This is a genomic window from Psychrobacter glacincola, assembly GCF_904846215.1.
Taxonomy (GTDB): Bacteria; Pseudomonadota; Gammaproteobacteria; order Pseudomonadales; family Moraxellaceae; genus Psychrobacter; species Psychrobacter glacincola.
The window spans coordinates 79,104-91,893 of record NZ_CAJGZK010000001.1 but is presented as its reverse complement, the minus strand read 5'-3'; the positions used below and the strand labels follow the sequence as shown (position 1 = coordinate 91,893).

Sequence of the window (12,790 nt, the reverse complement as noted above, 5' to 3'; positions counted from 1 at the left end):
TTGTTTTTGCTTAAACCTCTAAAGACAGCATATTCATGATTAATTTAATTAAGGTTTCTTTTTGGTTGGGGTCAGATTCAGCGACCAGTAAGGTTAAGGCAGCAAGTCCCGTGTTATTGATGACCATTTCACCGTTGTCATTGAGCAGTCGCTTATTGCGATGTAAAAAATCCACAAACAGAAAAGCACCGCTACGTTTATTGCCATCGGTAAACGGATGATTCTTAACTATAAAGTACAGTAAATGCGCCGCTTTACTCTCGATAGTCGGATAAGCAGGCTCGCCAAACACCGTTTGGTGTAAATTACCAAGCACACTGTCTAACCCATCACCGCGAGGCTTAGCAAATAGCTCAGTTGCTTCACCGCGTGACATCAGCTGCACTTTTAAATCCGTCAGCGCTGCCATCGCCTCCGTCGGACTGGGCAATACACCGCCATCCTGCCCGGCTGGATCATCTAACAGCCCTTCATCATAGCGTTGTAGCCATAAAAAGGTTTGCGTATAACGGCTGATAATCTCAATCAAGCCGCGCCCTTCATCAGTATTCAGCTCAGGGCTTTGCGCAGTTTTTCTAATCAAGTTTAACGCTTGTTGTAGCTCGCTTGAGTTTTTATCGAAGCGTTGTTGGTTGAGCGTATAGCCTTGCACTAAATATTCACGTAAGCGCTGGGTTGCCCAGCGTCTAAACTGCACACCTTGAGCTGACTTGATACGGTAACCTACTGAAATGATCACATCTAAGTCATAAAAGACTACGGGTCGATCAGAATTTGCAATATGCATTTTTTGCATATTGCTTTTTTCAGACACCTCTTCATCGTTTATAGCATTTGCGATATGACGTGAAATCACTGATTGGTCGCGACCAAATAGTTCAGTCATTTGTGCTTGAGACAGCCAAACTGTCTCTTGCCCAAAACGTACATCTACCTGTGCTTGACCATCGGCGCTTTGATATATCTCTACCGTAGAACTTTCATCATTTTCAGCGACTGTCATTTATTTGCCCTCTACTGATACCTATTTGTTATTGACCGACTATTGCTTAACTTTATAAATAGTACATGACATTAAGCGCAGTTTACACCGTCATTATTTTAAGTTTTTCGAAAATATTTAGGGTTAAGTTACCACCAAGCGCATCATCTGTGTACTGATATAACCACCGAAAGTACCTACCGCATAGCCCAAAATACCCAAAAATACACCAACTGGCGCAAGTGAGGGGTGAAATGCCGTTGCGACAATCGGTGCAGAAGACGCACCGCCTGTATTGGCATTAGAGCCCACTGCCAAAAAGAAAAACGGTGCACGAATGATTCTGGCGACTATAAAGATAATCGCCACGTGAATGCTCATCCATAGTAAACCAATCAGCAGTAGTCGCCACTGTGAGACGATACCTGCCAGATTAATCTGCATACCAATAGCGGCAATTAATATAAAGATAAAGACGGTACCGATTTTGGAAGCACCAACATGATCGAGGCGACGTATCTTAGTAAAGGAAAAAATTACCCCTATCAAGGTGATTATCACCACCATCCAAAAAAACGAGCTAGCAAAGCTATATTGTACCGCCCAACTATAAGGGGCAAAGAACCCTGCAATCTGAGCCCCTACAAAATGCGCCACGCCAACCATTGCAAAGCACAAACCAAACATCACCATCAAATCATTAAGCGTGGCAGGACGGGCATGATCACGCTCATAACTCTCTACAGCGGCGATGACATTGTCAATACTACTGCTATCTGCCCGTAAAAACTTGTCGATCTTAGCGCTGTGTTTTGCCATCACTAGAATAGCCAGTAACCACAATGAAGCATTGGTGGCGTCCACCAAAATCATCATGCCAAACAAATCATCACTAACGCCAAACAATTCTTTCATTGCCGCTTGGTTTGCCGCGCCGCCTATCCAACTGCCAGCCACTGCTGAAAATCCGCGCCACAATGTATCATCGGTAAACATTTCAGGTGACACCCACTTAGCGATACCCAAGCTGATCGGACCACTGATAATGATGGCAATACTGGCGGCAAAAAACATGGCTATCGCTTTCCAGCCTAGCCCCAATATCTTTGGCACATCCATTGACAATGTCATCAACAGTAAGCTTGCTGGCAGCAGATAAGTGGCGGTAAAGCCATAAATCTGTGCGCCCATACCATCAGCAAAGACACCTAAGCTATTCAGCGTCGCTGGGATAAAACAGCACAGTACAATACCTGGCAATACGGCATAAAAGCGTCGCCAAAACTTACTTGGCAATCCTTGAGTATAGAACACCAATCCGATAACAGCCATAATGATACCAAAGGCTAATGGCAAACTATCAATAGCTAAGTAAGAAATTTCAGGCATCAAATGGCTCCGCAGCACGCGATGAATAAAGGCTTGTCAGTATAAACAAGGCAAAAAAGACCTGCAAGCAACGATTGACCACAGGCGCAGTTTTGGTTCGTTTGAACGGCTTATTAATGCTAATTGGGTACATATAAAACGATTACTCACAAAAAAAGCCAGATAACGAGTATCTGGCTTTTTGATGCTATTTTATCCGATTAAGTAAGTGGTTATTTAACCAATAACCTTTATTAATCATTAAATATGACGTTATTACGAGTTGTTACTACGGTTACCACCGCTTGAACGACCCTGACCACGGCTGTCAGCACGACCAGCTGGACGACCTTGGCTGCCACTTGGACGACCACGACCCGTTGCTGCACGCTCACCGCGTGGAACGCCAGTGCTATCACCACGGCTTGGACCACCAGTGCGCTTGCCTTGATACGGCTTGCCACCTGAGCGCTCATTTGGTTTGCCTGACGCGTCACGTGGCTTACCTTGATAACCGCTGTCATTGCTTGCGCGTTGACCAGTTGCAGCACTGTCGCTTGAGCGACCACGAGCATTAGCAGGATTACCTTGATAGCCACCACCCGTGCGACCACGGCCTTGACCATTACCACCACCACTTGAGCGACCACGACCACGGCCACGACCATTACCTTTATTTTCGCTAGGTACATAAGTCTTCTTAGGTTCCATACCTTCGATGATACATACTTCCATTTTGCGATCTAAATAACGGTTGATGGCGTTTAGCTGTGGACGGTCATCCATGCTACATAAGCTGATAGCGATACCAGTACGACCAGCACGACCACAACGACCGATACGATGGACGTAATCTTCAGTTTGGCGCGGTAAATCATAGTTGATTACGTGCGAGATTGCTGGGATGTCTAGACCACGAGCGGCAACGTCAGTCGCTACTAGGATTTTGACTTTACCATTACGCAAGTCTTGAACGATACGGTTACGCTTGCTTTGTGGCAAGTCACCATGTAGGAAGCTGGCTTTATGACCGGCTTCTTGTAGCTGTTTTGCTAGTTTTTCAGTGCTACGTTTGGTAGCAGCAAAGATAATGATCTGTTCCATATCTTGCTGGCAAACGATTTTATCAAGCAAACGGTTTTTGTGATCAAAATCATCACAGTAGTACACTTTTTCTTCGATGTGTGCTGATTCTACTTTGATTGATACGCGCTCAGGGTTCTTAGTGAAGCTGGCAGCAATTTTACCTACTGGGCCATCCCAAGTTGCAGAACACATGATTGTCTGACGATCAGTAGGCGCTGCGCGTAAGATATCGCTGATATCGTCAGCAAAACCCATGTCTAGCATACGGTCAGCTTCATCAAGTACCAAGATTTCTAGGCTTGATAAGTCAACGCGGCCCGCATTGATATGGTCAAGTAGACGACCAGGAGTCGCAACGATAACTTGAACGCCTTTTTTCAAAGCAGTGATCTGACCGTTGTATGGTGCGCCGCCAACTAATGGTACACAGAACAGGCCGCGCATATCTTTAGAATAGGTGCGTACGCTGTCATGTACTTGCTGAGCAAGTTCACGCGTTGGCGTTAGGATAAGTGCTTTGGTTAGTTTGTCAAAGCTAGTAGCGCGGCTTAAACGATCAAGTACAGGGATGACGAATGCTGCCGTTTTACCACTACCCGTTTGCGCTGACAATAAAAGGTCACGACCTGCTAGAGCAAAAGGAATCGCTTCTGCTTGAATAGGTGTTGGGTGAGTATAACCACTACGCTCAAGCGCGCTAAGAATTGGCTTGGCGATGTTTAGCTCAGTAAAGGTAACTTTATTTTCGTCAGTAGCGTCTGTGCTAGCCGCTTCATTATTAGTATCGGTGTTATTAAGAGCAGTATTTGGGGTGTCAGTGCTTTCGATGATGCCGTTTTCAGCGGCAATTGCAGATAAGATGTCAGTCATGAGAATCCTTGGTAAGTATAAGTTGCTGTAAATTCAGCAAACTTGATGCATACCACTGATAACCGTTCATCACGCTACCTATATAATCTGATTATCAAAATAATGATAATTACATGCCAAACCCATAAGGCTTGTCAAAATTATATAAAGGCGTTCGTGCTGTCTGACGTATTTTGGTGGTAGTGCCGAGTGTCTCATCTTTGTCTGCTAAAAACTCGATATCAATGCTTTGTCCAAAGCAGATAAAGGTAGATAACAACCAATCTAGCCCCTACAAGGGTCCGTAGATAAGATATGAGTCAAAAATAATAGGATTATTTAAGTACACAAAATCATCGGCAACAATTACTTTCGGTCATCCTAGACCCAAAATCGCAGGCGATGTTATCAATCTCATAATTCACATTAGACTATGCTAACGTGGCGACGCAGTATAACACAACAAAATCGTAATCAGTAGCTGTTTTTACGATTATTGTAGAAAACAGCTATAAAATAAGCGTTGGTGAGCGATACATGATTAATAATATAGGCATTTTTACGCCAAATAACTTTTATCGCTTGCGAGGCATTTACGCTAAAGCATATCGAACAAACCATCATGGCAGCTTTAAAAGAAAAGTCTGCAGAAATGAGGCATTTTAGACATTTTAGACATTGATATTAACGCGATAGCTTCACGTCAGTGACGTACAATGGCATTTGCCAAGCACCGCCCGCTCCAATCATACGGCACAGACCAGTGTTGCTCTCATGACTTTTCTCAAAGTCCTTACCGGTCCATAACCATTCGGTTTTGGACATACAGTCGCCAAGACCGCGACCCTTTTGGATAGAAGTGATTTGACCCTTGTCATAATCGGTAGCATTGGTTGTGATCAGCTTTGGCTCGTATGGTCTGGTGTCATTAATCACCCAGACCCCTTTACCTGAATTATAAGCACCTGTCCAGCAGTTATGCTGCACCAACAGCTGCTTGCTGTTTAGACGATTGACGCTCCATGACGATTTGTCAGATAAGCTTGGGCAGTCGCTACTGACATCTTTTATGGTGTCTTTCATCAGCTCTGATAACTGGGATGAGCGCATGACGAATTTTTTCTTATTGCCAGACGTGGCTTTAGGATTGGGTATCACCATCCGTATCGCTGGTATTGCCTTAGGCGATAAAACACTGCTATTGGATTTGCTTGCGCCCTCTGTACGAATAAAAGCACTGGCGGTGCCCACTCGACCTTGTGCTTCATCCGCTTTTAGCATGACTGCACTCGCCCCTTTATCGGACAAACGCCAGCGCGTATTGCGGATAACCAGCTCTATCTTGCTTGATTTGGTCAGTGCCTCTAGTAGCGCTGTGACTTGCGGTGAAGTGAGCTCTGCATAGCCGGCAGCACCTGAAAAAGGTCTTGCTTCGCCATAATCTTTATCATTGATAAATAAAGATATCCGGTGACGGTCACCCAACTGCATCAAAGCTTTGGCAGAATTCTCTCTTGCGCCGCCAAGCTTGACCCGAGCATCAACCGTGGCATTGGCACCTGCACGGCGTATCAATAATAAAGACACTGGCAACTCGATATCATTGTCTGCTTGATAACCGGCAAGCCGGCAAGTACGGGTATTGTCACAGACCACTTGCCAATCTTGGCTGGTAAAATCTACAGGCGTGCTAGCACCACTGGCGGCGCTATATAGCGCTGCACTGATGGCGGTGAGTATGGGTAATAGAATGCTTTTTGACATGGTTTTTGTTATCTTTTTTGTTTTTTTAGACGGCGCTTTGATATGAGAGTTGTTTGAGTATTTAGGTTTGACAACATCGCTTTGGCTACTAGGACCACTTGTAATCGATAATACGGTTGGTCTATTCCTAAGCATATCATGCTCCTTCATAATCATCGTTCATCAATAGAAGAGGTTTAAACGCCTACCCTTTCTGGGTGGAGGCTGTTATCTTAACGTATCCATGTTTCTATCTGTTGTACTAATGTACCATTATGTAATTAGCAAAGTATAGCTCGAATGCCTATATTCCTATATGTATTTGGAATTATCAATATTTAAAACAAAAAAAAGGTTAATAAGACAGATGCTTATTAACCTTTTTGTTCATTGAGGCATAAAACTACATTAACTATTTAAATTTAATATCAAACACTTACAAATAAAAAATCAGCTGTCTATATGAATTATACGACCATCCGATTAAGCAATAGGCTCAAGCACTAAGTCGACGGCGCGTTTAACAGCTGGACGTTTAGCAATTTTTTTCGCCCAACGCTGTAAATGCAAATACTCATCAACCTGTAAGAACTCAGCAGCATCGTATAATTTTCCGAGAGCCAATTGACCATACCACGCCCAAATAATCATATCGGCGATATTATAATCTGCTTCGTCATTGCCACACATATACTGGCTACTTTCTAAATGTTTATCGAGAACGTCAAGTTGACGTTTGACTTCCATGGTATAGCGATTGATAGGATATTCCATCGGCTCAGGAGCATAGGCGTAAAAATGTCCAAAACCGCCACCTAAGAAAGGCGCACTACCCATCTGCCACATCAGCCAAGACAAGCATTCTACCCGCGCTTTACCTTGCTGCATCGGAATAAATTTGCCAAACTTTTCGGCTAAATGCACTAAGATAGCGCCAGACTCAAAGATAGCAATCGACTCGCCAGCCTCGCCGTTACTATGGTCAACCAAAGCCGGTATCTTTGAATTTGGGTTAATAGCGACGAAGCCTGAGCCAAACTGATCGCCTTTCGAGATGTCTATCAGATAAGCATCGTATGCAGCTTCCTTGATACCAAGCTCAGCAAGCTCTTCTAATAAGATATTGACTTTGACACCGTTCGGCGTATTCAATGAATACAGCTGTAATGGCGCATCGCCTACTGGCAGTGGCTTATCTTGGCGAGCACCAGCGGTTGGGCTGTTAATACTTGCAAATTTGCCGCCGTTTTCTTTATCTTGTGTCCAAACTTTGGGCGGTGTATAGCGCTCTATCTGACTGTTCGTAGAATTATTATCCTGACTCATAATGTGACCTATTTTTGTTGTATGAATTGTCATATTTTAGAAATGGTGGTTTCTACCATATACTTCCCACTATAACGGGGACTGATCCTGCTATTAAAGTCCCATCTTGTAATTTATATGGTAGAGATGTTTAAGTATTCAGTATCGAGTACAGATAATAATGCTAGGCGTTTTAAAAACCTCTAAATCGTTGCTTTTGAATGGTTACTATGCTGCTCTTTAACTGCTCGGCAGTTATTTTTATACTACGCATCATATAATGGCTTTTTAGACAGATCACTGTCAATTAAGATAAATTTTAAAGAGCTGCTGTTCTAGATATGGTGACATCAATATGGTAGCCCTGACTCCAACGCAAGATAAATACCTACCCTATGTACTGGCGGTAGCGTTATTTATGCAAATTTTAGACGCTACTATTCTAAACACGTCCCTACCACAGATGGCGCAAGCATTAGGCGAATCACCACTGCAAATGCAGTGGGCGGTCATCAGCTACGCGCTTACTTTAGCGATTTTTATTCCTATCAGCGGATTTTTGGCCGATAAATATGGCACACGCCGCGTGTTCTTGTCCGCCATTATTATATTCTGTATCGGCTCGATATTATGTGCCGCTTCTCAGACCTTGGACTTTTTGATTGGCTCTCGTATCATACAAGCTATCGGCGGCGCGATGATGACACCGGTGGCACGCTTAATTTTGGTCAAGTCTTATCCGCGCAATAAGCTGTTGACGGTGATGAATTTTGCGGTAATCCCCGCTCTGGTTGCACCATTGGTCGGACCAGTGTTGGGTGGCTATATCGTACAGTACACCAGCTGGCACTGGATATTTTTAATCAACATACCCATGGGTATTTTTGGTTTTATCATGGGCAAAAAACTGGTACCGGCATTGTTTGAAGACACCAAGCGTCTAGATTGGACAGGGTTTCTATTATTTGCCGCTGCGGCTTGTGGTTTTACTTTGGCGGTAGAATTTAGCGCACAAGTCGGGCGTGGATTTTATGGTCTGCTACTTGGGCTGCTGGCAAGTCTGTTACTTGGTGCTTATATTTGGCACGCCAAACATCGAGCTGCCCCGCTATTTCCATTGAGTTTGTTTGATATCCGCACCTTTCGCATCGGTATCACTGGTAATTTATTTACCCGATTGGGTATCAGTGCTGTGCCGTTTTTATTGCCGTTGCTTTTGCAGGTGGTGTTCGAGTACTCTCCCTCGCAAGCTGGCTGGCTACTTGCGCCCATCGCTGTGGGTGCTATCGGTATTAAGCCTTGGGTGAGTAAGATTATTCAGCGTTATAGCTATCGTACGGTATTGGTCTACAACACGACTTTTATGGGCATTCTGATTATCATTTTGGCGCAATTTAACGATGCCGCGCAGTGGATGTGGTTTATACCTATTTTGACAGTGATGGGCGCGTGTAACTCTATGCAGTTCAGTGCGATGAACACCATTACCATTGGCGACCTGCATGGCACTCAAACCAGTAGCGGCAATAGCCTGATGGCCGTCAATCAACAACTGGCCATCAGTTTTGGTATTGCTTTTGGGGCGGCACTGCTCACGCTACTACGCGAGCGCCTACAGATGGATACATTGACCGCCTTCCAAACCACCTATTGGATATTGGGGGTGTTTACCATTCTCTCAGGATTGCATTTTTTACGCTTAAAACCTGAGGATGGTCGCGGCTTATATTAAGAATGAATGTTGAAAGCTTGTATCGAAAATACAAACAAGAATATCTATAGTCAGAGAAAAGTAATATCGATATATCAAGTACTGCTGATATTCATTTTTCTTGCTTGCTGTGCCTATGCAGACAGAGGCTGCAAAAAATTTATACCAGCAGCACTGTAGCGTTTTTGAGATATTTTAACTATAGATAATAACGCGTCGATAAATAGTAGACCAAAAAAAGCCAGCTTATGCTTGGATCATGACCAAAACATAGACTGGCTTTTTGCCACTAGATGGTATTTAAACAATCTAACAACGACGAAGACTAAGAAGGTCAGTCTTCGTCCATTTGCGATTGGATATAGTTTTCGATACCGACGTCTTTCATTAAGTCTTCTTGCGTCTCAAGCCAATCTTGATACTCTTCATTACCGTCTTTTAGAGTAACCAATAGCTGACGTGACACATAGTCCTGCTGCGTCTCACACAAGGTAATCGCATCGGTGATGATATCAAATTTTTGCTTCTCTAAGCGCAAATTGCAGTCAATCATCTCAGGCACGTCTTCTGCGATGAACATCTTGCCATAATCTTGCAAATTCGGTAAACCATCTAGCAATAAAATCCGAGCAATCAGATCATCGGACCATTTCATCTCTGCAATAGACTGTTTATAGAAACTGTCGTTTAATGATTCTAAGCCCCAATGACGAGCAATACGTGCATGCAAAAAATACTGATTGATGGCTATCAACGACTGACCTAGCACTTTATTCAGTGCGCGGATAATCTCTTTATCCCCTTTCATCTTCTCTCTCCCTATTTATTTGTTATTTGCTCTGATTATATGGTGACTGTTATCCGTTACTATCAAACAAGATTGGGAGATACTTCAGCCATCTGACTTTGCAAATAATTTGGCAGACCAATCATATCAATAAGGCGCAGCTGCTGCTCAAGCCAATGGGCATGATCCTCTTCGGTATCTTTGAGCTGCACGACCAACATCTCGCGTGTGACATAATCATGCACCTCTTCACAAATTGCGATGCCGTCTTTAAGATGCTTTTGTACCTGATACTCTAGATTTAAATCAAGCTGCAGCATCTCAGGTACCGTAGTACCAATATTAATGGTATCAACGCTCATTTTAGGCGTGCCACCTAACATCAAGATACGACGAATAATCGCCTGTGCATGTAAGGTCTCATCTCCCATCTCATGGCTGATACGGTCGTACAACTTACCGTAATGCCATTCTGCATACATCTCAGAGTGGATGAAATACTGATCACGAGCTGCAAGCTCACCACCTAACAAAAAGTTTAAATAATCAATCACTTTAGGGTTGCCAATCATCACCTACACTCCTGTATTTATCATTGTTTGTTATATACATTCATAATTTTGAATATATATAAAGCGCCATTCGTAAACCAATCAGTAAAGAGTAAAGTCAACGAAGTCCTTACATATAGAGAAAGATATAGTAGCATATAGAGGGAATAACGCTTGTAACGATATGAACTAAGAATAAGATGCTAACTGATAATCATAACCAACCAGCATTTGTATTAGCGTATCAGCAACAGGTGCGATAGCAAACCCTTCATAGAAATGGCTAGATGCAGGTTTGATGTGGGGTATCAGTGCAATTATATGGACGCTTGCAACTGACGCTTTAGGTATAATACCAATAATTAAATGCAGAATAGTGAATATATACTGGTGTATCAAGGATTATGTACGATTAGCATGTAAAGGCTAGAGCGTGAGGATTTATTTAGCGTTTAAACAGCATAAGCCAATACATCGAGCTTGGCATGATGCTCCTCTAGATAGTCATTTACCATAGGCTCACAGCAGCCGCAGCAAGTTGCGACATCTAACGTGTCTTTTAAACCATCTAACGTATCGATACCAGAAGCAATGGCGGCTTTTATTTGCTTTTCTTTGACATCATTACAAATACAGACGTACATAAGCGGGTTCCTACTGTGATTGACTAACGTGTTATTCGCTATAATAACGATAATTATTAGCATTTACAATAGTATTTGGTGTGTTTTTCAGTCATGTTAACCTTCCTTAATTCATGTAACTGCATATACTGATATGTGTAAACCGACGGTATCAAAGGTAGTAAAATGGCGACGAACTGTAAATCTGCTCATTTTTTAATCGATTTTAAGGATAACTGCTGTTATATTGTCCTCCTATTAACTAAATATCCATTGGAATTCACCCATGTCTAATAATAACTCTACGATACAACCGCTTGAGTTGTTTAAAGTATTATCTGACCCTACCCGCTTGAAGATTTTCCAAATCTTATACAATAAAGAATCACGCTGCGTTGGTGAGTTAGTAGAAATACTTGATCAGCCACAGCCAACGATATCGCGCCATCTCAATCACCTAAAAAAACTGGGCATCCTAAATTGTGTTCGTGATGGAACCTGGATGTGGTATGAGGTCGCAAATGATTTGCCAGAATGGTGTCAAGATATTTTGGACATTACCTACACGCAGATATCAAGCAAAGAAAAAGCCCTGCTAAAATCCGCCTAGCATTAGCATTAGCATTAACATTAACATTAGCATTAGCATTAGCATTAACATTAACATTAGCATTAGCATTAGCATTAGCATTAGCATTAGCATTAGCAAAGCACTAAACCAGTACCAACAGTCGCTGTGATAGACCGTAAAACCTTTTTCTTCAATAAATCTGGCTTATGTTAGCCGCATAAAAAAGACCTCATGATGAGGTCTTTTTTATACTGCACTGATATAGTCAGAGAAAAGTAATACCGATACATCAAGTACTGCTGATATTAATTTTTCTTGCTTGCTGTGCCTATGCAGACAGAGGCTACAAAAAATTTATACCAGCAGCACCGTAGCGTTTTTGAGATATTTTAACTATAGCACTTTTTATTGATCTCTATACCAAGTCTAAGAAATCACTGACAAAGGCATTGGCTGGATGATGAATCAGCTCCTCTGAGGTGCCTACCTGTTCAACCCGACCATGATTCATCACCACAATCTCATCAGATACCGCCCTTGCCTCTTCTTGGTCATGGGTAACCATGATGCTGGTAATACCAAGCTCATGGTGAATGTCCTTTAGCCAGGTTCGCAGCTCTTTACGTACCTTGGCATCGAGCGCCCCAAACGGCTCATCTAACAATAGTAGTTTTGGCTTAACCGCCAGTGCGCGAGCCAGCGCAATCCGCTGACGCTGACCGCCTGATAACTGATGTGGATAAGCGTTTGCCACTTGTGGCAACTGTACCAAATCTAATAACTCCGCCACGCGCTTATTGATCTCCGCTTTACTTGGGCGCTCATTTTTTGGTAGCAACGTCAATCCAAAGCCCACATTATCAGCGACATTTTTGTGGCGAAACAACGCATAGTGCTGAAACATAAAACCGATATGGCGCTTTTGTACGGGTGTATTGGTGACGTCTAGCTCATCAAATAATATCTGCCCAGAGTTTGCATACTCGAGACCGGCGATGATACGCAGCAAGGTGGTTTTGCCGCAGCCTGAAGGACCCAATAAAGTCGTCAATTTACCGGTAGGTACTGTGATATTGATATCATCTAAGGCAGTAAAGTTGCCGAATTTTTTATTAACGTTGCGAATCTCGATGCTCATAATGGTGTCTCTTATTATATCTTTTGTCGTAGCGTGGCAGATGGTTTCGATAGTATGGCAAATAGCAGACATGGCG

At 42.9% G+C, this 12,790-nt stretch carries 12 protein-coding genes; 2 read left to right on the top strand and 10 right to left on the bottom strand.

Annotated features, from left to right (window positions below):
• Positions 1-10 precede the first annotated feature (10 nt).
• The 6 genes from JMW90_RS00350 to yghU all read right to left on the bottom strand — a co-directional run bounded on the left by JMW90_RS00350 (position 11) and on the right by yghU (position 7,354).
• Entirely contained in the window at positions 11-1,003 is a 993-nt protein-coding gene (locus JMW90_RS00350; protein WP_201561146.1) for a virulence RhuM family protein/type II toxin-antitoxin system death-on-curing family toxin, read from the bottom strand.
• Positions 1,004-1,126: 123 nt separating this feature from the next.
• Complete coding sequence (locus JMW90_RS00345; protein ID WP_201561145.1) at positions 1,127-2,371, bottom strand: DUF819 family protein; 1,245 nt, start codon at positions 2,369-2,371, stop codon at positions 1,127-1,129.
• Positions 2,372-2,626: 255 nt separating this feature from the next.
• Positions 2,627-4,306, bottom strand: a complete 1,680-nt coding sequence (gene csdA / locus JMW90_RS00340; RefSeq protein ID WP_201561144.1) for a DEAD/DEAH box helicase CsdA — start codon at positions 4,304-4,306, stop codon at positions 2,627-2,629.
• Between the two features lie 109 nt (positions 4,307-4,415).
• Positions 4,416-4,565, bottom strand: a complete 150-nt coding sequence (locus tag JMW90_RS00335) for a hypothetical protein (protein ID WP_201561143.1) — start codon at positions 4,563-4,565, stop codon at positions 4,416-4,418.
• Between the two features lie 404 nt (positions 4,566-4,969).
• Positions 4,970-6,184, bottom strand: a complete 1,215-nt coding sequence (locus JMW90_RS00330) for a DUF1176 domain-containing protein (RefSeq protein WP_201561142.1) — start codon at positions 6,182-6,184, stop codon at positions 4,970-4,972.
• A 327-nt stretch (positions 6,185-6,511) separates the two neighbouring features.
• A complete protein-coding gene (yghU, locus tag JMW90_RS00325) occupies positions 6,512-7,354 on the bottom strand; it encodes a glutathione-dependent disulfide-bond oxidoreductase (RefSeq protein WP_201561141.1) in 843 nt (280 codons plus the stop codon).
• Between the two features lie 334 nt (positions 7,355-7,688).
• Between yghU and JMW90_RS00320 the strand changes: the two genes are divergently transcribed.
• Positions 7,689-9,065: a DHA2 family efflux MFS transporter permease subunit gene (locus JMW90_RS00320; RefSeq protein ID WP_201561140.1), complete on the top strand. Its 1,377-nt coding sequence runs from the start codon at positions 7,689-7,691 to the stop codon at positions 9,063-9,065.
• Between the two features lie 313 nt (positions 9,066-9,378).
• On the opposite strand, the gene bfr (JMW90_RS00315) is transcribed toward JMW90_RS00320, so the two are convergent.
• The 3 genes from bfr (JMW90_RS00315) to JMW90_RS00305 all read right to left on the bottom strand — a co-directional run bounded on the left by bfr (JMW90_RS00315) (position 9,379) and on the right by JMW90_RS00305 (position 11,026).
• Positions 9,379-9,852 carry a bacterioferritin gene (gene bfr, locus JMW90_RS00315; protein WP_201561139.1) on the bottom strand — a complete coding sequence of 158 codons (474 nt, stop codon included), beginning with the start codon at positions 9,850-9,852 and terminating at the stop codon, positions 9,379-9,381.
• 62 nt (positions 9,853-9,914) lie between these two features.
• Positions 9,915-10,403 carry a bacterioferritin gene (bfr, locus tag JMW90_RS00310; protein WP_201561138.1) on the bottom strand — a complete coding sequence of 163 codons (489 nt, stop codon included), beginning with the start codon at positions 10,401-10,403 and terminating at the stop codon, positions 9,915-9,917.
• A 431-nt stretch (positions 10,404-10,834) separates the two neighbouring features.
• Entirely contained in the window at positions 10,835-11,026 is a 192-nt protein-coding gene (locus JMW90_RS00305) for a (2Fe-2S)-binding protein (RefSeq protein WP_110923492.1), read from the bottom strand.
• Positions 11,027-11,291: 265 nt separating this feature from the next.
• Between JMW90_RS00305 and JMW90_RS00300 the strand changes: the two genes are divergently transcribed.
• Positions 11,292-11,615 (top strand): ArsR/SmtB family transcription factor, encoded by a 324-nt coding sequence (locus JMW90_RS00300; protein WP_201561137.1) that lies wholly within the window; start codon positions 11,292-11,294, stop codon positions 11,613-11,615.
• 376 nt (positions 11,616-11,991) lie between these two features.
• Here the strand turns inward: JMW90_RS00300 and JMW90_RS00295 are convergent, their stop codons facing one another.
• Positions 11,992-12,714, bottom strand: coding sequence for a sulfate/molybdate ABC transporter ATP-binding protein (locus tag JMW90_RS00295; RefSeq protein ID WP_133104659.1), 723 nt, complete (start codon positions 12,712-12,714; stop codon positions 11,992-11,994).
• Between the last annotated feature and the right edge of the window lie 76 nt (positions 12,715-12,790).